The sequence below is a fragment of the Allobosea thiooxidans genome (assembly GCF_900168195.1).
Classification (GTDB): domain Bacteria; phylum Pseudomonadota; class Alphaproteobacteria; order Rhizobiales; family Beijerinckiaceae; genus Allobosea; species Allobosea thiooxidans.
On record NZ_FUYX01000011.1, the window covers coordinates 42,786 to 63,671 of the forward strand.

The following is a 20,886-nucleotide window of genomic DNA, read 5'->3' on the forward strand; positions in this document are numbered from 1 at the left end:
CGGCCCCTCCGGCGATGCCGGAGGGGCCGTTTCCGTTTGGACCGCAGCGCCTATTCGCGGGCGAATACGAGCTGCGGGCTTGCCGACGTCAAGGACTGGTCCAGCACCAGGTCCTGTCGGGCCGGATTTGCGGTGGCCTTGAGTTCCTTCGCCAGTTCGGCATAGGGCGACGGCGCGGTCATGGTCTCCATCGGCCTGAGCTGGATCATGGTCCGGGCCTGCACGTTGGGTACGCCGGCCGTGACGAACTTGCCCGATGTCGTGATTGCGCTCATCTCGTAGGACATCGGCTTGGTGTCGTCGCAGTCCCAGATGGTCAGGTCCAACGAGGACGCCAGAAGCCGCACGCCGGCGCTGTTGACGCGATCGGCGCGGATGAGATTGCGCATCTGCGTGCCGTCCGACTTGCGCTGGAAGGTGACGGCGAGATCGGCCCTCTTCACCGCCATCGGGCTGCCATTGGTCAGGAAGTCGACGACCCTCTCCTGATAGAAGTCGCTGCTGCGCCCGGGAGCCGTGATGTCCTGGTCGCCGGTGCTGTAGGTCTGGACCGCGCCCTTGATTTCCTCGCTCGGTGTCGTCACCCGGGTCTGCGCCTTGAACTCCAGCGTCTGCGCCTGCCGGGGTTGCAGCGTCGCGGTCTGCGGCGATGGCTGGCGCCCGCCCGCGACGTTGAAGCTGAGGGTCTGTGTCCCCGCCGGTGCCCCACCAGGCATTTCCTGCCAGAGCGAGGTCGTGACCTTGACCGCTCCGCTCGCGCCCAGGATGGGCAGGGTGCTCACGCTGACCTTGCGGGTTTCCGGGAATTTCTGGATGAGGAAGAAGTATCTGTCGAGCTCGCTCTGAAGCGAGCTGGTGTCGATGTTGTAATAGAAGTCGCGAGCGCGCCTCTGGGCGCGTTTCTGGTCGATCTGATACTCATAATGAGCATCGAACGATTTTTGGATGTCGATGACGTCAGCAGTCAGGTAGCCGCTGCCGGTCGCGAGCTTGTAGTTGTTATAGAAGTCGTTCGCGACCGCCAGGATCGCTGCCGGCCAGCCGCCGACGGGAGGGGTCGGCGCCGGATTCGGCGTGATGGTCTGGCGGAAGAGGATTTCCTTGATGCGCTTCCAGGCCTCCTCCTGGGCTTCCTCCAGCCGCTCGCCGGAAACCCCTTCGCCCTGGAAGGTCGTGACATGGATGTAGTTGTCGATGTTGTGGCTCTCTCGAACCTGCCGATAGGAGGCCTTGAAGACCCAGAAGCCGACCGAGGCATTGGCTGAGAAGTACTTGTAGACTTCGTGGATATCGATCTTGATGTTGACCTTCAGATCGGTCGTGACCGCAAGGATATGCCGCTTCAGGAACAGAGTGACGGGGAGTGTGTTCCCTTTCCTAGTCTGCCAGACGCGCTCCGCCTGATCCGATGTCAGCGGGATGTGGAATGAGATCCGGTTCTGCGCATCCGTCGTCGCTTCCAGGAACATCCGCTGGCGGTTTCCGGCCTGGTCCCTGATTTCGACATAGGTCAGGTCGTTCGGGTCCGCGATGAATGGCATCGACCTGATGTCCTTGCCGGCCCAGACGCCGTCGAAGTCGCTGGCGTTGTTCTGCAGGGAGATCGTGGCGGTGATCGTCCCGCCGAATCTCGCGGTCTCGCCATCGAACTTCTCCATGGAGAAGATGGCTCCCCCGTTCTGGGCCGTCGCCAGGACAGGCTGCGTGCGCAGCGCGTAATGGACGTTCGGATCGGCCCCGTCCCTGTAGATCTCGTAGGTCTTGAAGATCTGGCCGCCCGTCGTCGGGAGCAAGGGCCCGACCGGGTCGGCGCGGCCGTTCTGGGCATGGAGGCAGGCTGCGGCGGCGAGGCAGAAGCTCAGGCTGTAAGCGCGAAGGTATTTCCGCATGGTGATCCCCCCCTTTGCTATGGGAGGTATTACGTCAACTGCAATGCAACTTCAAGTTGAATTCTATCAATCGCAGTCGCATTACGCGATTTTCAGGGATTCGGATCCGCTGCAGCAGACTCCGCCCGTCGCGTTGGACGCCGCCGGAGTCCGATCTCGTCGACCCGCGTCCATCTACCGCTTGGACAGCCTCCCGCCGCGTGATAGGGACGCCGCGACGGAGCCGGGCGCCCACCGGCCGTTGAACTTCAGGAGCCGGACATGACCGACGCCGCGCCGAACAAGCACCTCTCGAACTCCTTCTTCGGCGCCTCGCTGCATGACGCCGATCCCGAGATCGCCCGCGCGATCGACCTGGAGCTCGGCCGCCAGCGCGACGAGATCGAGCTGATCGCCTCCGAGAACATCGTCTCGCGCGCCGTGCTCGAGGCGCAGGGCTCGGTGATGACCAACAAATACGCCGAGGGCTATCCGGGCCGGCGCTATTACGGCGGCTGCCAGTTCGTCGACATCGCCGAGAAGCTCGCCATCGAGCGCGCCTGCCGGCTCTTCGGCTGCAGCTTCGCCAACGTCCAGCCGAACTCCGGCTCGCAGGCCAATCAGGGCGTCTTCATGGCGCTGATGCAGCCCGGCGACACCTTCATGGGCCTCGACCTCGCCGCCGGCGGGCACCTGACCCATGGCGCGCCGGTCAACCAGTCCGGCAAGTGGTTCAACGTCGTCTCCTACGGCGTCTGCGTCGTCGACCAGCTGATCGACTACGACGCGATGGAGCGCCTCGCCGTTGAGCACAAGCCGAAGGTCATCGTCGCCGGCGGCTCGGCCTATGCCCGTCACTGGGACTTCGCCCGCTTCCGCGAGATCGCCGACAAGGTCGGCGCCTATTTCATGGTCGACATCGCCCATTTCGCCGGACTCGTTGCCGGCGGCGCGCATCCCTCGCCGTTCCCGCATGCCCATGTCGTCACCACCACGACGCACAAGACGCTGCGCGGCCCGCGCGGCGGCATGATCCTGACCAATGACGAGGCGATCGCGAAGAAGGTCAATTCGGCGATCTTCCCGGGCATCCAGGGCGGCCCGCTGATGCATGTCATCGCGGCCAAGGCGGTCTCGTTCCAGGAGGCGCTGCAGCCTGAGTTCAAGACCTACGCCCATGCCGTGGTCGCCAATGCCAAGGCGCTGGCCGAGACGCTGAAGTCGAAGGGCTTCGACCTCGTCACCGGCGGCACGGACAATCACCTGATGCTGGTCGACCTGCGCTCGAAGAAGCTGACCGGCAAGGCGGCGGAAGCCGCGCTCGGCCGCGCCCACATCACCTGCAACAAGAACGGCATCCCCTTCGATCCCGAGAAGCCGATGACCACCTCGGGCATCCGCCTGGGCACGCCGGCGGCGACCTCGCGCGGCTTCGGCATCGCCGAATTCAAGCAGGTCGGCGAGCTGATCGCCGAGGTGCTGGACGGGCTCTCAGCTCATGGCGAGGAAGGCAACGCCGCCGTCGAGCAGGCCGTCACGGCCAAGGTCAAGGCGCTGACGGCGCGCTTCCCGATCTATTGAGCAGGTTCTCGAAGGGGCTCTGAGAAAGGCTGGCGAACCGGTATGCGCTGTCCCTATTGCGGCTCCCTCGACACGCAGGTGAAGGACTCCCGTCCCACCGACGACCATGCCTCGATCCGCCGCCGCCGCGTCTGCCCCGATTGCGGCGGCCGCTTCACCACCTTCGAGCGCGTCCAGCTGCGCGAATTGACGGTGGTCAAGCGCTCGGGCCGGCGTGCGCCCTTCGACCGTGACAAGCTCGAGACCTCGATCGCGCATGCGCTGCGCAAGCGTCCGGTCGCGCCGGAGCGCATCGAGCGCATGGTCAACGGCATCGTGCGACAGCTCGAAAGCTCGGGCGAGGCCGAAATCCCGAGCTCGACCATCGGCGAATTGGTGATGGAGGGGCTCAAGGGCCTCGACGACGTCGCCTATGTCCGCTTCGCCTCGGTCTACAAGAACTTCCGCGAGGCGAAGGACTTCGAGGAGCTTCTCGGCCAGCTCGGTGCCGGCGAGGAGGAGGTCGCTTCCGCCGCGGCTCTGCGCGACCGGTCCTCCCGCGACGATGACTGACCGCAGCGCGGTCGACCGCGCCTTCATGCGCCAGGCGCTCGCCTATGGCGCCCGCGGATTGGGCACGACCGCGACCAACCCGTCCGTCGGCGCCATCATCACGCGCGACACGCCGGACGGCCCTGTGGTCGTCGCGCGCGGCCGTACCCAGCCCGGCGGCCGGCCGCATGGCGAGGCGCATGCCTTCTCGCGGGCGGGTGCGGCCTCGATGGGCGGCACGCTCTATGTCACGCTCGAACCCTGCTCGCATCGTTCGGTGCGCGGTGGCATCCCTTGCGTCGAGCATACCATCCTCTCGGGCGTGAAGCGTGTGGTCTCGGCGATGTCCGATCCCAACCCGTTCATCGCCGGGCTCGGCCATGCGCTGCTGCGCACGGCCGGCATCGAGGTCACAGTCGGCGTGCTGGAGGAGGAGGCGCGGCAGGCGCATCGCGGCTATCTCACGCGCATCACCCAGGGGCGGCCGATGGTGACCTTCAAGATCGCCCGCACCGCGGACGGCTATGCCGGCGGGCCCGGAGGCACGCCCATCGCCGTATCGAGCCCTGTCGCCGGCGGCTGGGTTCATCTCCAGCGCGCTCATCACGACGCGATCATGCTCGGCGTCAATTCCGTGCTCTCGGACGACCCGCAGCTCACCGTGCGCCTGCCCGGCCTGGCCGCGCGCTCGCCGATCCGCGTCATCCTCGACACCCATCTGCGCCTGCCGCTCGGTTCGAAGCTCGTGCGCTCGGCGCGCGAGGTGCCGGTCTGGGTCATCGCGGCCGAGACCGCTCCGGTGGAGCCCGAGCACGCCCTGGTCGCGGCCGGCGTCGAGGTCATGCGCGTCTCCCTGGCGCCGGACGGCCATCTCGACCTGCGCGAGGCGCTGACGCTGCTGGGCACGCGCGGCATCACCCGCGTCTTCTCGGAAGGCGGCCCGCGCATCGGCGAGAAGCTGGCCCTGGCCGGCCTCGCCGACGAGGTGATCGTCTCGACTTCGCCAAAAACGCTGGGGCAGCCCGGCGTCGTTGCCGTGCGCCCGGGGCTTGCCGGGCTGCTCGCCCAGCCCGATCTATACGCACTGGCCGAGGCCGGCATGATCGGCCACGACCATTTCGAACATTTCGTGAGGAGAGGCTGATGTTCACCGGCATCGTCACCGCCATCGGCGAGGTCGTGGAGGCCGAGCGCAAGGGGCCGAATCTCAAGCGCCTCGCCATCGCTTGCCCCTATGAGGCGGAAGGCATCGCCATCGGCGCTTCGATCTGCTGTGCCGGCATCTGCCTGACCGTCACCGCGCTGAAGCCGCGCACGGACGGCGCACCTGGCTGCATCTTCCAGGTCGAGACGGCGGCCGAGACGCTGGCGAAGACGATCGCAGGCGACTGGGAGCCCGGCACCCGGATCAATCTGGAGCGCTCGCTCAAGGTCGGCGAGGAGCTTGGCGGCCACCTCGTCACCGGCCATGTCGACGGCGTCGCGCGCATCCTCAAGATCGATGCGATCGAGGCCGATCCGGACGAGCCCTGGGGCGCGACCGCCCGCTTCCACATCCGCGCGCCGCAGGGGCTGGCCCGTTTCATCGCGGCCAAGGGTTCGGTTTGCCTCGACGGCACCTCACTGACCGTCAACACCGTCGAGGACGACGTCTTCACCGTGCTGCTGATTCCGCACTCCTTCGCAGTGACCACCTGGGGGCAGCGCAAGGAAGGCGACCCCATTCATCTCGAGGTCGATCTGATGGCGCGTTACGCCGCACGGCTTGCGGAGGCGCGTCCGCAGGGATAGACCGTGGCCAATCCATCAAGCGCGCCGTCATCCCGGGTCGAGTTCCGCTCGCTCCGGGATGACGGCGTGTTCTGCCTCGTGCTCCAATCGATCGTTTTGATTTAAGGACAAGAACCATGGCCGGACCCCGGCAGACCTCGGCCGACAAGGCCGCAACTCTTGCCGTCGAGCTCGACGGCGCCCGCGTCCTCGTCGTCGAGGCACGCTTCTACGACAAGCTCGCCGATGAACTCCTGGCCGGCGCGACCGCCGTGCTGGAAGAGGCGGGCTGCCGCGTCGACGTCGTCACCGTTCCCGGCGCGCTGGAAATCCCTTCCGCCATCGTCATCGGCCTGCGCGCCGCCGACGAGGCCGTCGATCCCTATGAGGCCGTCGTCGCGCTCGGCACCGTCATCCGCGGCGAGACCGGCCATTACGACATCGTCGCCGGCGAGAGCTCGCGCGCGCTGATGGATCTCTCCGTCGCCTTCGCCCTGCCGCTCGGCAACGGCATCCTGACCGTCGAGAACGAAGCGCAGGCCTGGGCTCGCGCCAACCGCTCCGAGATGGACAAGGGCGGCGGTGCGGCCGAAGCGGCGCTCGCCGTGCTGCGCTACAAGCGCTCCCTGGCGGAGAAATCTCAATGAGCCGGGCCGAGATGCGGCGCGGCGCGCGGCTCTCGGTCGTGCAGGCGCTCTACGAGATGGAAGTCGGCGGCCGTGGCGTCGTCGAGGCGATGGCCGAGTTCGAGGCCTTCTGGATCGGCAAGGAGGTCGAGGAGATCGAACTGCCGCGGGCCGAGCTCGCCTTCTTCCGTGACGTGCTCGGCGGCGTGGTCCGCGAGCAGCGCGTGGTGGACCGTACGGTCGATGATCTTCTCGCCAAGAACTGGCCGCTGAAGCGCGTCGAGGCCGTGGTGCGCGCGATCCTGCGCGCGGGCGCCTACGAGCTCGCCTTCCGCAAGGACGTGCCGGCCCGTGCCGTGATCTCCGAATATGTCGCCGTCGCGCGTGCCTTCTATGACGGCGAGGAGATCGGCATGGTCAATGCCGTGCTCGACCGCATGGCCCGCGATTTCCGCGCCGACGAGTTCGACGTTCCGGCGGCGTAGCCTGGTATGACGAACGGCTCGATGTTTCGAGCCCTCATCCTGAGGAGCAGCCCAAGGCTGCGTCTCGATGGATGTTCCAGATTGCTCCGGGTTCGTCTTCTGGAGCATCCTTCGAGACGCCGCTGCGCGGCTCCTCAGGATGAGGGCTGCGCAGACGGGCCTGCAGCTTCGGACGATCATGAGCAGCCAAATCCCACGCCCCGGCGAGTTCGAGCTGATCGCCCGCCATTTCGCGCCGATCGCCGGGCCAGGCGGCCTCGATCTTCTCGACGATGCCGGGCTGCTGCGCCCCGGCCGCGGCTATGAGCTGGTCGTCACGGCCGATGCGCTCGTCGCCGGCGTCCACTTCTTCCCCGATGATCCGCCAGACGCGATCGGCTGGAAGGCTCTGGCGGTCAATCTCTCCGATCTCGCGGCCAAGGGGGCCAGGCCAGAAGGCTTCGTGCTGACGCTCGCCCTGCCGCACGGCTGGACCGAAGCCTGGCTCGCCGGCTTTGTCGCCGGCCTTGGCCGCATGGCCGAAGAGGCGCGATGCCCGCTGATCGGCGGCGACACGGTCTCGACCGCCGGGCCGCTCACCCTGTCGATAACCGCCTTCGGCACGGTTCCGGCGGGACGGATGGTCCGCCGCGCTGGCGCCAGGCCGGGCGATGTCGTGCTCGTGTCCGGCAGCATCGGCGATGGCGCGCTCGGCCTGAAGGCGCATGGTCCGGACAAGCCGGGCTGGGTCGCTTCGCTCGCTCTCGAACAGCGCGCTTTCCTCGCCGATCGCTACCTGCATCCGCAGCCGCGCCATGCCCTCGCCGAAGCGCTGCAACGCCACGCCTCGGCCGCGATGGACGTCTCCGACGGGCTCGTCGGCGATCTCGCCAAGCTGCTGAAAGCCTCTGGCGTCGGGGCCGAGATCGACCTCGATTCAGTCCCGCTCTCGCCGGCGGCCCGCGCGGCGCTCATGGCCGATCCTGCACTGGCGGAACTGGCCTGGACGGGTGGAGACGACTACGAAATTCTCTGCACGGCTTCGGAAAGGGAATATCCTGCTCTTATTGCGGCTGCGGAGGGAAGTATGCTTCCGCTGACGCCGATCGGGCGGGTCACGGCCGAGGCCGGCGTGGTGACATATCGCGAGCAAGGTCGCCTGCGCAGCTTCGCGCAGGGCTCCTTCTCGCATTTTTGACAGCGGTTCGTCCCGGCGGCCGCGAGGCGGCATTGTAATGAACCAGCATGTTCCGGTCCTCGATGGCGACAGGCTCGCGAAGCGCAACGCGCTGGTCCTTGCCGGGGCGCAGGCACTCGGCGGCGCCAATCCGGCGATCATCGTCTCGCTCGGCGGCATCGTCGGCGCCCAGCTCGTCGCCGACCAGGCTTTCGCGACGGTGCCGGTCAGCCTGCTGCAGCTCGGCATCGCCTGCGGGGTGATCCCGGCGGCCATGGTGATGCGCCGGCTCGGGCGGCGCAGCGGCTATCTGATCGGTGCGCTCATCGGCGCCGCCGGCGCGAGCCTCGCGGCGGGAGGCGTCTCGCTCAGGCTGTTCTGGCTGTTCTGCATCGGCACCTTCGTCTGCGGTCTCTACGGCTCCTTCGTGCAGAGCTATCGCTTCGCCGCGGCGGACACCGCCAGCGACGACTTCAAGCCGCGCGCGATTTCCTGGGTGATGATCGGCGGTCTCGCCGCGGGCGTCATCGGGCCGCAATCGGTCTACTGGACGCGCGATCTGACACCGGCCGCACCTTTCGCCGCGAGCTTCCTCGCGCAGGGCGTGCTGGCGCTGCTGGCGATCGGCATCGTCGCGCAGCTGCGCGCGCCGCGGATGGCGGCGGTTCGCTCCGGCGGCGGCCGCCCGCTCGGCGAGATCATGCGCCAGCCGAAATTCATCGCCTCGGTCACAGCCTCGCTGGTCGCCTATGGCCTGATGAGCTTCGTCATGACGGCGGCGCCGATGGCGATGGTCGCCTGTGGTCACACGGTCGGCGACGCGGCGCTCGGCATCCAGTGGCATGTGCTCTCGATGTTCGGGCCGAGCTTCTTCACTGGCCGCCTGATCGCCCGCTTCGGCAAGGGCAAGGTCACCGCCGCCGGGCTGATCCTGACGGCGCTCGCCGCCGTCGTCGGCCTCACCGGCCTCAGCGTCGGTCATTTCTGGCTGGCCCTGATCCTGCTCGGCATCGGCTGGAACTTCGGCTTCATCGGCGCGACTGCGCTGGTGACGGAGTGCTACCGGCCGGAGGAGCGGGTGAAAGTGCAGGCCGCCAACGACTTCCTCGTCTTCGGCTCGGTCGCCATTGCCTCCTTCTCCTCGGGCGGCCTGCTCAGCCATGGCGGCTGGGACGCCGTGAACTGGCTGGTCTTCCCGCCGGTCGCGCTTGCGCTCGCGCTCGTGGCCTGGCAGCGCTTCCAGCGGCCCGCCATCGGCTGAGCCTTCCGGCCTTCGCTTTCCCCCTTTCCCAATCCTGGAGGACAGGAATGACCAACCGCGCTTTCCCCGCAGCCACCGGCCATGTGCCGCCGGGGGCGATCGGCCATAATCGCGGGGTGGTGCGGTCCAACTACGCCTTCATGCCGCCGGAGGGTGTGCTGGTGAGCCGCCTGCCGCACTATCGCGACACGATCGTGCGCGTGCTGGCGGCGCCGGTCCTCGGTGCGGCCTTCGCGCAGTATGTCCTCGAGATCGCGCCCGGCGGCGGCACGCCGGCGCCGTTCAGCGAGGAGGGCGTCCAGCACTTCTTCTACGTCCTGTCCGGTGAGGTCGCCTTCGGAATGGCGGGAGCAGCGGCGCAGGCGATGACGCCCGGCGGCTTCGCTTACCTGCCGCCGGCCACGCCCTTCACCCTTCGGAACGAGAGCGGCGCGCCCGCCCGCGTGCTCGCGCTGCGCAAGCGCTACGAGGCGGCCCCCGGCCTCGCCATGCCCGAGCCGATCCTGTCGCATCGCGATGCCGTGCCGATGACGAATCACACCGGCATGGAAGGGCGCGGCTTCCAGTTCCTGCTGCCCTATGGCGATATGCGCTTCGACTTCGAGATGAACCTGATGTGGTTCAAGCCGGGCGTCTGCTTCCCGGCGGTCGAGACCCATGTGATGGAACACGGCCTCTACATGCTGGAAGGGCAGGGGCTCTATCTCCTCGGCGCCGACTGGCACGAGATCTGGGAGCGCGATTTCATCTGGATGGGCGGCTATTGCCCGCAGCAGTTCTACCCGACGGGCTACGGAGACGCCTGCTACCTGCTCTACAAGAACGTCAACCGCGACTTCGCTCTCTGACCCTGCGGAAGGTCATGGCTGACATTTTGCGGGATTTGTAAGCGCGCCGTTTGCGCTCCTCGCCGAAACTTGCCACAAATTCGCCTGACACTGGCGACGCGGAGCGGGCCTTGTAGTCTTCAGGGCCCGTTTTTTCGTTGCCTGACGTCCAACGCTGCAAATGAGGAGCGACAGCGCTCCCGCCGGCTGCAAGCTCTAGGGTCAGGATAACGAATGTCAGCTCTGCTTCTCATCATCATATTGAGTGCGCTGTCGATAGCCTACGGCATCTGGGCCTATGGCGACGTCATGAAGCGCGATGCCGGCAACCAGCGCATGCAGGAGATTTCCGGCGCGGTCGCCGAAGGCGCGCAGGCCTATCTGAAGCGCCAGTACATGACCATTTCCATGGTCGGCATCGTGCTTTTCGTCGTGCTCGCCTGGCTGCTCGGCAAATGGGTGGCGCTCGGCTTCCTGATCGGGGCGATGCTCTCGGGCGCTGCCGGCTTCATCGGCATGAACGTCTCGGTGCGCGCCAATGTCCGCACCGCCCAGGCGGCGATGAAGTCCCTCGGCGAGGGGCTCGACGTGGCCTTCAAGGCGGGCGCCGTCACCGGCCTGCTGGTCGCGGGCCTCGCGCTGCTCGGCGTGGCGGTCTATTACGGCGTCCTGACCTCCTGGCTCGGCTTCGAGCCTTCCAGCCGCACGGTGATCGATTCGCTGGTGGCGCTGGGCTTCGGAGCCTCGCTGATCTCGATCTTCGCCCGTCTCGGCGGCGGCATCTTCACCAAGGGCGCCGATGTCGGCGCAGATCTCGTCGGCAAGGTCGAGGCCGGCATTCCCGAGGACGATCCGCGCAACCCGGCGACGATCGCCGACAATGTCGGCGACAATGTCGGTGACTGCGCCGGCATGGCGGCCGACCTGTTCGAGACCTATGCGGTGACGCTGGTCGCGACCATGGTGCTCGCCGCCATCTTCTTCGCCGGCCAGCCGGTGCTGGGCACGATGATGCTCTATCCGATGGCGATCGGCGCGGCCTGCATCGTCACCTCGATCATCGGCACCTTCTTCGTGAAGCTCGGTGCCAACCAGTCGATCATGGGGGCGCTCTACAAGGGCTTCATCGGCGCCGGCGTGCTCTCGGTCGGGGCGATCGCGGTGGTGAACTACACCATGTTCGGTGGCTTCTCCGCTTCCTTCACCACGGTGCAGAACGTCACCTTCACCTCGGGCGGGCTCTTCGCCTGCGCGCTGGTCGGCCTCTCGGTGACGCTGCTCATCGTCGTCATCACCGAATACTACACGGGCACCGGCAAGCGCCCGGTGGTCTCGATCGCCCAGGCCTCCGTCACGGGGCACGGCACCAACGTCATCCAGGGCCTCGCGGTTTCGCTGGAATCGACGGCGCTGCCGACGATCGTGATCGTCGCGGGCATCATCGTCGCCTACAGCCTCGCCGGCCTGTTCGGCATCGCCATCGCCACCACCGCCATGCTGGCGCTGGCCGGTGTCGTGGTGGCGCTCGACGCCTTCGGCCCGGTGACGGACAATGCCGGCGGCATCGCCGAGATGGCGGGGCTGCCCAAGGAGGTGCGCCAGTCCACCGATGCGCTCGATGCGGTCGGCAACACCACCAAGGCGATCACCAAGGGCTATGCGATCGGCTCCGCCGGCCTCGGCGCGCTGGTGCTCTTCGCGGCCTATACCTCGGACCTGAACTTCTTCATCGCCGAGGCCAACAAGGCGGGCTCGACCACCTTCCAGTACTTCAAGGGCGTCACCGTCGATTTCACGCTCTCCAACCCCTATGTCGTCGTCGGCCTCCTGCTCGGCGGCCTCATTCCGTTCCTCTTCGGCGGCATGGGCATGACGGCGGTCGGGCGTGCGGCGGGCTCGGTGGTCGAGGAGGTGCGCAGGCAGTTCCGCGAGAAGCCCGGCATCATGGAAGGCAAGGACCGGCCCGATTACGGCCGCGCCGTCGACATGCTGACGCGCGCCGCGATCAGGGAAATGGTCGTTCCCTCGCTCCTGCCGGTGCTGGCGCCGATCGTGACCTATTTCGTGATCAACGCCATCGCCGGTCGCAACCAGGCCTTCGCGGCGGTGGGGGCAATGCTGCTGGGTGTCATCGTCACCGGCATCTTCGTCGCCATCTCGATGACCTCAGGCGGCGGCGCCTGGGACAACGCCAAGAAGAGCTTCGAGGATGGCTTCGTCGACAAGGACGGCGTGCGTCACCTCAAGGGCTCGGAGGCGCACAAGGCCTCGGTGACCGGCGACACCGTCGGCGACCCCTACAAGGACACGGCGGGCCCCGCCGTGAACCCGGCGATCAAGATCACCAACATCATCGCCCTGCTGCTTCTGGCGATCCTGGCGCATTCCTGATCGCAGGTTCGACCTGAACAACACCAACCCGCGGCGAAAGCCGCGGGTTCTTCTTTGGCCAGTAGGTGGGCAGGCCGTCATTGCGAGGAGCGAAGCGACGAAGCAATCCAGGGGCGGCAGAGCTGAACGGTTCCACCAGTCCCCCTGGATCGCTTCGCTGCGCTCGCAACGACAGCGCCCGCCTCGGAGCAAATGCGGCGGAAACCCCGGGCGGACCAACGGCTTGCCGCTCCGGCTTGAATCACTTTGGCAAGTTCTTGAATCAAGCTGGGAAGCTACGGCCGGCCCCGTAGCGTTCTCGCATGCGTCGGCGCTCTTCCGCTGGCATGGTCCCGCCGAACCGAGGAGAGGCCATGTCCACGCAAGCGCTCGATACACAAGCCGCCACGCCGAACCGCACCACCGAGATCGCCCTCCTGCTGGCGCTCGCCACGCTCTGGGGCGGCTCCTACACCTTCATCAAGATCGGGGTGGAGACGATCCCGCCGTTGACGCTGATCGCGGCCCGCACGCTGATCGCGGGGGGCGTCCTGTTCGCCGTCATCCGCTGGCGGGGACTGCGCCTGCCGCGCGACTTTGCCGCCTGGCGCCGCTTCATGACGCAGGCCTGCCTCAACAGCGTCGTTCCCTTCACCCTGATCGCCTGGGCGGAACGCAGCGTCGATGCCGGCCTCGCCTCGATCCTCAACGGCACGACGCCGGTCTTCGTCTTTCTGATCTCGCTGGCGCTGTTTCCGGGCCGCCGGCCGGACTGGCGCAAGGGGCTCGGCGTCCTGGCCGGTCTCGCCGGCATCGGCCTGATCGTCGGCGTCGATGCCCTGTCGGGACTTGGTCATGCGGTTGTGCCGCAGCTCGCGATCGTCGCTGCGACCATCGCCTATGCCTGCGCAGCGCTGTTCGGCCGCCATTTCTCCGACATGGACCCGCTGCTTCCGGCGGCAGGCTCGATGCTCACCGGAACCGCGCTCCTGATCCCGGCCGCGCTGGTCGTCGACCGCCCCTGGACGCTTTCTCCCGCTGCGGATTCCCTGCTCGCGCTGCTGGCGCTCGCTGTCTTCTCGACGGCCCTGGCCTTCGCCATCTATTTCCGGCTGATCCGTACCCTCGGTTCGGTCGGCACGACGGCGGTGTCCTATCTGCGGGTGCCGATCGGCGTCGCGATCGGGCTCGTCTTCCTGGGCGAGCGTCTCGGCCCCACGGCCTGGATCGGCCTTGGCCTCGTCCTGCTCGGCGTCATGGCGATGACGCTGCCGGAGAAGTCGGCCGCTTCGCCGCGCTGAAGCGCCGATGCAGCAAAGAAAAGCCCCGTGGCCTTGCAGCCGCGGGGCTTTCGTGTCGAGCGGCGCCCGGCCTCAGCTGCCGAGCGGGTTGAACTTGGTGACGCCGCGGAAGAGGTTGCGCAGGAAGCTCTGCTCCTCGCCACCGGTCGGGGTGGTACGGCTGATGAAGTCGAAGATCACGCCGTCCTGCAGGCCGTAATGGGCGATGCGCTCGACCTTGAAGCTCTTGTTGAAATAGATCACCAGCACCTGCTGGTCGATCACCTGCGGGTCCTGGAACTGGAAGCGCCGGCGCGCCGTTTGGCTGATATAGTAGAAGGTGCGGTTGCCCACGGTCGAGGTCGTCGACGGCGTGCCGAGGATTTGCAGGACGGACTGCACGTCCATGCCGACCTTGATCTGCGCCACCAGCCCCTGGTCCATCACGAAACCACGGGTGAACTCCTCGTTCAGACCGGCGGAGGTCGGCAGCCTGAAGCCGCCCGAGTCGGGGCCGCAGCCGGCCAGCAGCAGGGAAGAAGTCGCGAGGGCCCCGAGCAGGGCCGTGCGGCGGGTGATGAGGCTCATACGGGCACGATCCAAGGCGAGCACGGCCAGGATGACCCAAGCCGCTTGTCAAAAGGGTAGGGGTTGGCGTAACGCCCGAGGATGGCTTTGGCAAGGCGAGGACGCCCGCAACCGCGGCGGGCGCAGGCAAACGCGTGATTTTCGGGTTGTTCGGCAAGCGCGCCAAGCGGCGTGCCACGGTGGATGCGCTGTTTGCACGCGTTGCCGAGGCTTCGCGACGGCCCGCGCTCTATATCGAAGGCGGGATTCCGGACAGCTTCGAGGGCCGTTTCGAATCGCTGACCATCCACGCCCTGCTGGTGCTGCGGCGCCTGCGCGAGTTGCCGCCGCCGGCTTCGGAGCTGGCGCAGGAGCTGGTCGATGCCTGCTTCGCCTATCTCGAGCTCGGATTCCGCAATGGCGGCGTCAGCGATGTCGCTGTGCCCAAGCGCATGAAGAAGATCGGCCAGATGTTCTATGGCCGCGTTCAGGCCTATGAGGCGGCGCTGGTCGCGCCCGGCCTCGAGGCTTTGGAGGAGGCGCTGCGGCGCAACGCCTGTTCGGCGGAGGGTGCCGGATGGCTCGCCGCCTATGTCCGCGAGGCGCAGGCCGCGCTCGCCACCTGCGATCTCGATGCGCTGCTGAGCCGGGAGACGCTGTTTCCGGCCTTTGCCGGTCAGGAGACCAAGCATGACATCTGATCACGCTCCGGCGCTGCCGTTGAGCCAGCCGATCCGCATCGAGGCGATCCGCCAGCGCGGCACCGAGGCCGTCGTCAAGGCGAGCGCCGAGCAACTGGCCCCGATCGCGGCCATGCTGGGGCTCGCCTCGCTGGAGGCGCTGGAGGCTCGCTACACCCTGTCGCGCAACGGGGAGCGAGTGAAACTCGAGGGGCGGATCACCACGAGCCTGCACCAGACATGCGTCGTCACGCTCGATCCCTTCCCGGTGAAGCTCGACGTCCCGGTGAAGCTGGATTTCGCGCCCGAGGACGAGGCCGGGGCGGCTGCGCGCCGCGGCGAGCGCGACGATGCCGAGATCGATATCGAGGTCCTGCTGAACGAGGACGATCCGCCCGAGCCGATCGTCGACGGCGTGATCGACCTGGGCGCGGTCACGCTCGAATTCCTCGCGCTGGCGCTCGACCCCTATCCGCGCAAGCCCGGCGTCAGCTTCGAGGCGCCAGCGGCCGAGGCCGGGGCGGAATCGCCTTTCGCGGCATTGGCGAAGCTGAAACGCGGTGATTGAAGTCTTCACCGGCTCTTGCGCGGCTTGCGACCTCCGTCCAAGTCGCTATTGTCCGGCCGGCCATGAGCCGTCCCGGATCGAAGGTCGGCCATTTCCGGGACATACCAGAACTCCATGACAAGACCGGTTACAATCGCGCTCGATGCGATGGGCGGGGATCACGGCCCCGCCGTCGTCATTCCCGGCGCAGCCCTGATGCTGGAACGTCGCCCGGATGCGCGCTTCGTCGTATTCGGTGACGAGAAACAGGTGCTGCCATTGCTCGACCAGCACCCGAAACTCAAGGCGGTGACGACCTTCCATCACACCGAGGTCTCGGTGAAGATGGACGACAAGCCCAGCCAGGCACTGCGCTACGGCCGTTACAAATCGTCGATGTGGCGCGCGATCGACGCGACCAAGACCGGCGAGGCCGACGTCACCGTCTCGGCCGGCAACACCGGCGCGCTGATGGCGATGTCGAAGTTCTGCCTGAAGTCGATGCCGCAGGTCGACCGCCCGGCGATCGCGGCGCTCTGGCCGACGCTGCGCGGCGAGAGCATCGTGCTCGACGTCGGCGCGACGATCGGTGCCGATGCCCGCCACCTCGTCGATCTCGCGGTGATGGGCGCGGCCATGGCCCGCGTCGTCTTCGATCTCGATCGTCCCACCGTCGGCCTGCTCAATGTCGGCGTCGAGGAGATCAAGGGTGTCGAGGCGGTCAAGGAGGCCGGCCGCATCCTGCGCGAGAGCGACCTGCCGCACCTCTCCTATCACGGCTTCGTCGAGGGCGACGACCTCGGCAAGGGCACGGTCGATGTCGTCGTGACCGAGGGCTTCACCGGCAATATCGCGCTGAAGACCGCGGAAGGCACGGCGCGCCAGATCTCCTCCTATCTTCGCTCTGCGATGAGTCGTTCCTTGATGGCCAAGATCGGGTATCTTTTTGCGCGTGGCGCCTTCGCCGCGCTCAGGGAGAAGCTCGACCCGCGCAAGTCCAATGGCGGCGTCTTTCTCGGGCTGGAAGGCATCGTCATCAAGAGCCACGGTGGCACGGATGCGATCGGCTTCGCCAGCGCCGCTGAACTGGGCTATGAAATGGCGCGGGAAGATCTGATGGCGAAGGTCCGCGAGATGGTCGCCGCAAGCACGCGCCCCGAGCTGCCCGTCGCGCAGCCGGCCGACGCCGAATAGGGAACGGTTTCCTTGTCCATTCTGCGCTCACAAGTCGTCGGTTGCGGCTCCTATCTGCCCGCCCGCATCGTTACCAATGCCGAACTCGCTCAGAAGGTCGACACCAGCGACGAGTGGATCGTCCAGCGCACCGGCATCCGCCAGCGCCACATCGCTGCCGATGATGAGCCGACCTCGATCGTCGGCCTCAAGGCGGCCCAGGCCGCGATCGCCGATGCCGGTATCGACCCCACCGAGATCGACCTGATCATCGTGGCGACGGCCACGCCGGACCACACCTTTCCCGCGACCGCGACGCAGATCCAGGCCGCGCTCGGCATCAATGGCGGCGCCGCCTTCGACGTGCAGGCGGTCTGCTCGGGCTTCGTCTTCGCGCTCGCGACCGCCGACAAGTTCCTGACCACCGGCTCCGCCAGGGCGGCGCTGGTGATCGGCGCCGAGACGTTCTCGCGCATCCTCGACTGGGAGGACCGCGCCACCTGCGTGCTGTTCGGCGACGGCGCCGGCGCCGTGGTGCTCAAGGCCGTTCCGGGGCAGGGGACGCTGGCCGACCGCGGCATCCTGACCACGCATATCCGCTCGGACGGGCGCTACAAGGACAAGCTCTATGTCGACGGCGGCGCGGGCTCGACCAAGACGGTCGGCTTCCTGCGCATGGAGGGCAAGGAGGTCTTCCGCCACGCCGTGAACAATCTCGCCGAGACGGTGCGGTACACCTTCGAGCAGACGGGGCTGTCCGGCGCCGATATCGACTGGTTCGTGCCGCATCAGGCGAACCGGCGCATCATCGACGCCACCGCCGACAAGCTCGGCATCAGCCATGATCGCGTCGTCGTCACCGTCGACCGCCATGGCAACACCTCGGCGGCCTCGATCCCGCTCGCGCTGGCGGAGGCCCATGCCGATGGCCGCATCAAGCGGGGCCAGCTCGTGCTGGTCGAGGCGATGGGCGGCGGCTTCACCTGGGGCTCGGCCTTGATCCGCTGGTGAGCCTGAGGCTAAAAGCCTCGAAAATTGTCACGATTCATCGTCATTTCGGGTTGATTCTGGCTCTGGCCGGCTGATCGGCCGCGCTGGAGGATTGACCCGCGCGACGGGGGCGCCTAGCGTCCGCCGTCCGTAATGGCGAAAGGGAGCGGTTTCCACCGCTGCCTGCAATACGCCTTGGAGGATATGAATGGCGGGGCAAACGGTCACTCGCGCGGACCTGTGCGAGGCTGTCTACCAGAAGATCGGCCTGTCGCGGACGGAATCGTCGAAGCTCGTCGAGGCGGTGCTCGACGAGATCTGTGACGCTGTCGCGCGCGGCGAGAATGTGAAGCTGTCCTCGTTCGGCTCGTTCGTCGTGCGAGACAAAGGCGAGCGAATCGGGCGTAATCCGAAAACGGGTGTTGAGGTGCCGATCGAGCCGCGTCGGGTGATGGTATTCAAGCCCTCGAACGTGATGAAGGCCCGCATCAACGGGCAGAGCGGCGAGGGTGAGACTGAGTGAATCTGGAGTTCCACGCCGGCGATACCGAGGCCGAATTGGACACCAAGAGCCCAGATGCCTTCCGAACCATCAGCGAGGTCGCCGAAGACCTCGACATCCCTCAGCATGTCCTGCGTTTCTGGGAGACGCGCTTCAGCCAGATCAAGCCGCTGAAGCGGGGCGGCGGGCGCCGCTATTATCGTCCTGACGACGTCGCCTTGCTCAAGGGCATCCGGCGCCTGCTCTACGGCGAAGGCTATACGATCAAGGGCCTGCAGCGGATTCTCAAGGAGCAGGGGCCCCGTCACGTCCAGGCCATCGGCCGCGGCGCGCCGATCGGTGCGGCAAATACCGCTTCGCCTTCGCCTGCCATGACGGAGGCCACGGATGGCGAGGCTCAGGAGTGGGTGCAGCCGCGGCCGCAGCCCGTTCCCGAAGGCCTCGACGACATCACCGTGCTGAGCGCCGTGATGTCGGAGCTCGGCGAATGCCGGCGTATCCTGGAGCGGGCCCTGCAGCCCGCGCCGGACGCCGCCTGAACCCATCGTCGTTTTTCCGATGCGCCGCCGCTTACATGGGGCAATCCCTGCCTGCGGCGGTTGAAAGCGGTCCTGTTCTTTGCCGAGGAGGGCCGTGATGGCCTGGCTTTATCTTTTCGTCGCGGGCCTGTTCGAGGTCGGCTGGGCGATCGGCCTGAAATACACCCAGGGTTTCACCCGCCTGCTGCCGACGTTGTTTACTGGCGTCAGCATGGTGATCAGCCTGGGGCTGCTGGGCCTCGCCCTGAAATCCCTGCCGGTAGGCACCGCCTATGCGGTCTGGACCGGCATCGGCACGATCGGGACGGCGATCCTCGGCATCGCCTTGCTGGGCGAGCCCGCGGGCGTGCTCAGGCTGCTCTGCATCGGCATGATCGTCGCCGGCATCGTCGGCCTCAAGCTGGTCTCGCCCTGAGGCGCCGGCTCAGCGGCGCCAGCCTTCCGGCCAATAGCCGCCACGTTCGAGCGCGACGATCAGGATGACGATTGCCAGTGTCACCATGATCGTCATCAGCTTGGCGTTCCAGGGCACGCCCCGGCCGATCAACCAGATCAGGCTCAGGCCGATGATGAGGGGGACGACGATCTCCATCATGCGATCGTAACCTGCGCATCGGCGGCGCGGCAATCGCCCATCGCCCGGACGCTTCGCTCAGGCGTCGTCGCCGGCTTCGGGAGGCGTTTCCGGTGGCGGCGCGCGTCCGATCGGCCGTTCGCCCTCGATCAGCGGCCGCAGCCGCGCGACCTCGCCGGCCAGGAAATCGAGGAAGAGCCGCACGCGCGGCGTGTGCCGCATGTCCGGATGGGTCAGCAGCCAGAGATCGGCGGCGAGGTCCGGATTCGGCCCGGCGAGCCGCGCCAGCCCCGGCCGGGTATCGCCGATGAAACAGGGCAGGAAACCGATGCCGATGCCGGCTTCGACGGCCTCGGCGAGGCCGAGCACCGTGTTGAGCTTGTAGACGACGCGTTCCGGCGCGACATGGCGCGCCAGATAGCGGACGGCGCTCAGCATGGTGAATTGCTCGCCCAGCGAGATCCAGTTGCGCTCCCACAGTAGACTGGGCTCCGGGGAGGCGGCGTCCGGAAAGTCGGCCGCCCGCCCATAGAGCGCCCAGGCGATGCGGGCGGGCTTGCGGCCGACCAGGTTCTCCGGCGGGTTGTCGGTGGCGCGGATCGCGACATCGGCATCGCGCTTGGAGAGATTGGCCGCCCGGTTGCCGATCAGCACGTCGAGGCGGATGCCCGGGTATTGCTGCAGGAACTGCGCGAAGAGCGGTGTCAGCAGGTCGACCAGCAGGGAATCGTTGGTGGCGACGCGCAGCTCGCCGGCCGGCTCGATCTCCTGGCCTGCGAGCCTGCGGGCAAAGGCGGTGATGTCGTCGTCGACGCGGCCCGCGAGTTGAACCATCTCCTCGCCCGCCGGTGTCGCGATATAGCCGCTGCGGTGCCGCTCGAACAGCCGGACGCCGAGCGCCGCCTCGATCTGGCCGAGGCGGCGGAAGACGGTGGAGTGATTGACGCCGAGCGCGGCCGCCGCGGCGGGCAGGGCCTGCTTGTCGGCGATCGCCTTGATCAGGCGGAAATCATCCCAGGCCAAGGGTTTCGCGGCTTGATTCATCCGCGCACTCTCGGCCAGGGCGATCGCTCCTTCAAGCCGCCGATCAGGCGATGGCCGGGCGGCGTTCGCCGGCAAGGCGGGTCGGCTTCAGCGCCAGGGCGCCGTCCCCGATCAGGGCGTGGGCGAAGGCGGCGAGCGCCAGGAAGGCAGGGTATTCCCAGCCGCCATTCGGCGCGTTGAAGACCCAGCCATTCGGCGCATGGACCATGAGCGCGCCGAGCAGCAGCGGCACCAGCGCCAGCGAGACGTAGCGGCCGTAGAAGCCGAGAAGGATGGCGAGCCCGCCGAGGAGCTCCGCCAGGATGATCGGCCAGGCCAGGAAGCCGGGAAGGCCGACCTGGCCGAGGAAGCCGGTGAAGCCGGCGGGCGTGAAGATCACGAGCTTGAGATAGGCATGGGCGATGAACATCAGGCCGAGCGCGACGCGCAGGCCGAGGGCGCCATAGGGGGCAAGACGAGAGTCGATCATGGTGATGTCTCCTGAAACGGGATGGGCTGGTCTCGGGTCGGGATTG

At 67.2% G+C, this 20,886-nt stretch carries 23 protein-coding genes; 18 read left to right on the plus strand and 5 right to left on the minus strand.

What is annotated here, in order from left to right; all coding sequences use genetic code 11:
- Positions 1–50 precede the first annotated feature (50 nt).
- The gene (locus tag B5Y19_RS18430; protein WP_055726279.1) at positions 51–1,889 is read right to left on the minus strand and encodes a hypothetical protein; all 1,839 of its coding nucleotides are present in this window, start codon (positions 1,887–1,889) and stop codon (positions 51–53) included.
- A 261-nt stretch (positions 1,890–2,150) separates the two neighbouring features.
- On the opposite strand from B5Y19_RS18430, the gene glyA reads away from it, so the two are divergent.
- From glyA to B5Y19_RS18485, 11 genes are all read left to right on the plus strand, one after another.
- On the plus strand, positions 2,151–3,449 hold the full coding sequence (glyA, locus tag B5Y19_RS18435; RefSeq protein ID WP_055726280.1) for a serine hydroxymethyltransferase: 1,299 nt from the start codon (positions 2,151–2,153) through the stop codon (positions 3,447–3,449).
- 42 nt (positions 3,450–3,491) lie between these two features.
- Complete coding sequence (nrdR, locus tag B5Y19_RS18440; protein WP_055726281.1) at positions 3,492–4,001, plus strand: transcriptional regulator NrdR; 510 nt, start codon at positions 3,492–3,494, stop codon at positions 3,999–4,001.
- A complete protein-coding gene (ribD, locus tag B5Y19_RS18445; RefSeq protein ID WP_055726282.1) occupies positions 3,994–5,124 on the plus strand; it encodes a bifunctional diaminohydroxyphosphoribosylaminopyrimidine deaminase/5-amino-6-(5-phosphoribosylamino)uracil reductase RibD in 1,131 nt (376 codons plus the stop codon). The genes nrdR and ribD overlap by 8 nt, the downstream gene beginning before the upstream one ends.
- Complete coding sequence (locus B5Y19_RS18450; RefSeq protein WP_055726283.1) at positions 5,124–5,771, plus strand: riboflavin synthase; 648 nt, start codon at positions 5,124–5,126, stop codon at positions 5,769–5,771. Before ribD ends, B5Y19_RS18450 begins: the two co-directional genes overlap by 1 nt.
- 116 nt (positions 5,772–5,887) lie before the next feature.
- The gene (ribH, locus tag B5Y19_RS18455) at positions 5,888–6,397 is read left to right on the plus strand and encodes a 6,7-dimethyl-8-ribityllumazine synthase (RefSeq protein ID WP_055726284.1); all 510 of its coding nucleotides are present in this window, start codon (positions 5,888–5,890) and stop codon (positions 6,395–6,397) included.
- Positions 6,394–6,861 (plus strand): transcription antitermination factor NusB, encoded by a 468-nt coding sequence (gene nusB / locus B5Y19_RS18460; RefSeq protein WP_055726285.1) that lies wholly within the window; start codon positions 6,394–6,396, stop codon positions 6,859–6,861. Before ribH ends, nusB begins: the two co-directional genes overlap by 4 nt.
- Positions 6,862–7,039: 178 nt before the next feature.
- On the plus strand, positions 7,040–8,038 hold the full coding sequence (gene thiL / locus B5Y19_RS18465; protein WP_079591928.1) for a thiamine-phosphate kinase: 999 nt from the start codon (positions 7,040–7,042) through the stop codon (positions 8,036–8,038).
- Positions 8,039–8,075: 37 nt separating this feature from the next.
- The gene (locus B5Y19_RS18470; protein WP_055726286.1) at positions 8,076–9,278 is read left to right on the plus strand and encodes an MFS transporter; all 1,203 of its coding nucleotides are present in this window, start codon (positions 8,076–8,078) and stop codon (positions 9,276–9,278) included.
- Between the two features lie 47 nt (positions 9,279–9,325).
- Positions 9,326–10,126, plus strand: a complete 801-nt coding sequence (allE, locus tag B5Y19_RS18475; RefSeq protein WP_055726287.1) for a (S)-ureidoglycine aminohydrolase — start codon at positions 9,326–9,328, stop codon at positions 10,124–10,126.
- Positions 10,127–10,339: 213 nt separating this feature from the next.
- Positions 10,340–12,496 carry a sodium-translocating pyrophosphatase gene (locus B5Y19_RS18480; RefSeq protein WP_055726288.1) on the plus strand — a complete coding sequence of 719 codons (2,157 nt, stop codon included), beginning with the start codon at positions 10,340–10,342 and terminating at the stop codon, positions 12,494–12,496.
- Positions 12,497–12,849: 353 nt separating this feature from the next.
- Positions 12,850–13,776: a DMT family transporter gene (locus B5Y19_RS18485; RefSeq protein ID WP_055726289.1), complete on the plus strand. Its 927-nt coding sequence runs from the start codon at positions 12,850–12,852 to the stop codon at positions 13,774–13,776.
- Positions 13,777–13,848: 72 nt separating this feature from the next.
- Here the strand turns inward: B5Y19_RS18485 and B5Y19_RS18490 are convergent, their stop codons facing one another.
- Positions 13,849–14,343, minus strand: a complete 495-nt coding sequence (locus B5Y19_RS18490; RefSeq protein WP_055726290.1) for an outer membrane protein assembly factor BamE — start codon at positions 14,341–14,343, stop codon at positions 13,849–13,851.
- Between the two features lie 134 nt (positions 14,344–14,477).
- Between B5Y19_RS18490 and B5Y19_RS18495 the strand changes: the two genes are divergently transcribed.
- The 7 genes from B5Y19_RS18495 (at position 14,478) to sugE (ending at position 19,168) form a co-directional block, all read left to right on the plus strand.
- Entirely contained in the window at positions 14,478–15,023 is a 546-nt protein-coding gene (locus B5Y19_RS18495) for a ubiquinol-cytochrome C chaperone family protein (RefSeq protein ID WP_055726291.1), read from the plus strand.
- Positions 15,013–15,570 carry a YceD family protein gene (locus B5Y19_RS18500; protein WP_079591905.1) on the plus strand — a complete coding sequence of 186 codons (558 nt, stop codon included), beginning with the start codon at positions 15,013–15,015 and terminating at the stop codon, positions 15,568–15,570. The genes B5Y19_RS18495 and B5Y19_RS18500 overlap by 11 nt, the downstream gene beginning before the upstream one ends.
- A gap of 114 nt (positions 15,571–15,684) precedes the next feature.
- On the plus strand, positions 15,685–16,743 hold the full coding sequence (gene plsX, locus B5Y19_RS18505) for a phosphate acyltransferase PlsX (protein WP_079591906.1): 1,059 nt from the start codon (positions 15,685–15,687) through the stop codon (positions 16,741–16,743).
- 12 nt (positions 16,744–16,755) lie between these two features.
- Positions 16,756–17,733: a beta-ketoacyl-ACP synthase III gene (locus B5Y19_RS18510; RefSeq protein WP_079591907.1), complete on the plus strand. Its 978-nt coding sequence runs from the start codon at positions 16,756–16,758 to the stop codon at positions 17,731–17,733.
- Positions 17,734–17,920: 187 nt separating this feature from the next.
- Positions 17,921–18,235, plus strand: coding sequence for an integration host factor subunit alpha (locus tag B5Y19_RS18515; RefSeq protein ID WP_055726295.1), 315 nt, complete (start codon positions 17,921–17,923; stop codon positions 18,233–18,235).
- The gene (locus B5Y19_RS18520) at positions 18,232–18,753 is read left to right on the plus strand and encodes a MerR family transcriptional regulator (RefSeq protein ID WP_411914162.1); all 522 of its coding nucleotides are present in this window, start codon (positions 18,232–18,234) and stop codon (positions 18,751–18,753) included. Before B5Y19_RS18515 ends, B5Y19_RS18520 begins: the two co-directional genes overlap by 4 nt.
- A gap of 97 nt (positions 18,754–18,850) precedes the next feature.
- Positions 18,851–19,168, plus strand: a complete 318-nt coding sequence (sugE, locus tag B5Y19_RS18525; protein WP_055726296.1) for a quaternary ammonium compound efflux SMR transporter SugE — start codon at positions 18,851–18,853, stop codon at positions 19,166–19,168.
- Between the two features lie 9 nt (positions 19,169–19,177).
- Here sugE and B5Y19_RS26170 read toward each other — a convergent pair whose 3' ends face one another.
- The 3 genes from B5Y19_RS26170 to B5Y19_RS18535 are packed head-to-tail and all read right to left on the minus strand — an operon-like array spanning position 19,178 to position 20,840.
- Entirely contained in the window at positions 19,178–19,345 is a 168-nt protein-coding gene (locus B5Y19_RS26170) for a hypothetical protein (protein WP_176168659.1), read from the minus strand.
- 60 nt (positions 19,346–19,405) lie between these two features.
- A complete protein-coding gene (locus B5Y19_RS18530; protein ID WP_055726297.1) occupies positions 19,406–20,371 on the minus strand; it encodes a LysR family transcriptional regulator in 966 nt (321 codons plus the stop codon).
- Between the two features lie 43 nt (positions 20,372–20,414).
- Positions 20,415–20,840 carry a DoxX family protein gene (locus B5Y19_RS18535; RefSeq protein WP_079591908.1) on the minus strand — a complete coding sequence of 142 codons (426 nt, stop codon included), beginning with the start codon at positions 20,838–20,840 and terminating at the stop codon, positions 20,415–20,417.
- Positions 20,841–20,886 lie beyond the last annotated feature (46 nt).

Bases quoted from the DNA above. Each gene is read 5' to 3' on its own strand.
- B5Y19_RS18430 (WP_055726279.1), bottom strand. From the start codon at position 1,889: ATGCGGAAATACCTTCGCGCTTACAGCCTGAGCTTCTGCCTCGCCGCC.
- glyA (WP_055726280.1), top strand. From the start codon at position 2,151: ATGACCGACGCCGCGCCGAACAAGCACCTCTCGAACTCCTTCTTCGGC.
- nrdR (WP_055726281.1), top strand. From the start codon at position 3,492: ATGCGCTGTCCCTATTGCGGCTCCCTCGACACGCAGGTGAAGGACTCC.
- ribD (WP_055726282.1), top strand. From the start codon at position 3,994: ATGACTGACCGCAGCGCGGTCGACCGCGCCTTCATGCGCCAGGCGCTC.
- B5Y19_RS18450 (WP_055726283.1), top strand. From the start codon at position 5,124: ATGTTCACCGGCATCGTCACCGCCATCGGCGAGGTCGTGGAGGCCGAG.
- ribH (WP_055726284.1), top strand. From the start codon at position 5,888: ATGGCCGGACCCCGGCAGACCTCGGCCGACAAGGCCGCAACTCTTGCC.
- nusB (WP_055726285.1), top strand. From the start codon at position 6,394: ATGAGCCGGGCCGAGATGCGGCGCGGCGCGCGGCTCTCGGTCGTGCAG.
- thiL (WP_079591928.1), top strand. From the start codon at position 7,040: ATGAGCAGCCAAATCCCACGCCCCGGCGAGTTCGAGCTGATCGCCCGC.
- B5Y19_RS18470 (WP_055726286.1), top strand. From the start codon at position 8,076: ATGAACCAGCATGTTCCGGTCCTCGATGGCGACAGGCTCGCGAAGCGC.
- allE (WP_055726287.1), top strand. From the start codon at position 9,326: ATGACCAACCGCGCTTTCCCCGCAGCCACCGGCCATGTGCCGCCGGGG.
- B5Y19_RS18480 (WP_055726288.1), top strand. From the start codon at position 10,340: ATGTCAGCTCTGCTTCTCATCATCATATTGAGTGCGCTGTCGATAGCC.
- B5Y19_RS18485 (WP_055726289.1), top strand. From the start codon at position 12,850: ATGTCCACGCAAGCGCTCGATACACAAGCCGCCACGCCGAACCGCACC.
- B5Y19_RS18490 (WP_055726290.1), bottom strand. From the start codon at position 14,343: ATGAGCCTCATCACCCGCCGCACGGCCCTGCTCGGGGCCCTCGCGACT.
- B5Y19_RS18500 (WP_079591905.1), top strand. From the start codon at position 15,013: ATGACATCTGATCACGCTCCGGCGCTGCCGTTGAGCCAGCCGATCCGC.
- plsX (WP_079591906.1), top strand. From the start codon at position 15,685: ATGACAAGACCGGTTACAATCGCGCTCGATGCGATGGGCGGGGATCAC.
- B5Y19_RS18515 (WP_055726295.1), top strand. From the start codon at position 17,921: ATGGCGGGGCAAACGGTCACTCGCGCGGACCTGTGCGAGGCTGTCTAC.
- sugE (WP_055726296.1), top strand. From the start codon at position 18,851: ATGGCCTGGCTTTATCTTTTCGTCGCGGGCCTGTTCGAGGTCGGCTGG.
- B5Y19_RS26170 (WP_176168659.1), bottom strand. From the start codon at position 19,345: ATGGAGATCGTCGTCCCCCTCATCATCGGCCTGAGCCTGATCTGGTTG.
- B5Y19_RS18530 (WP_055726297.1), bottom strand. From the start codon at position 20,371: ATGAATCAAGCCGCGAAACCCTTGGCCTGGGATGATTTCCGCCTGATC.
- B5Y19_RS18535 (WP_079591908.1), bottom strand. From the start codon at position 20,840: ATGATCGACTCTCGTCTTGCCCCCTATGGCGCCCTCGGCCTGCGCGTC.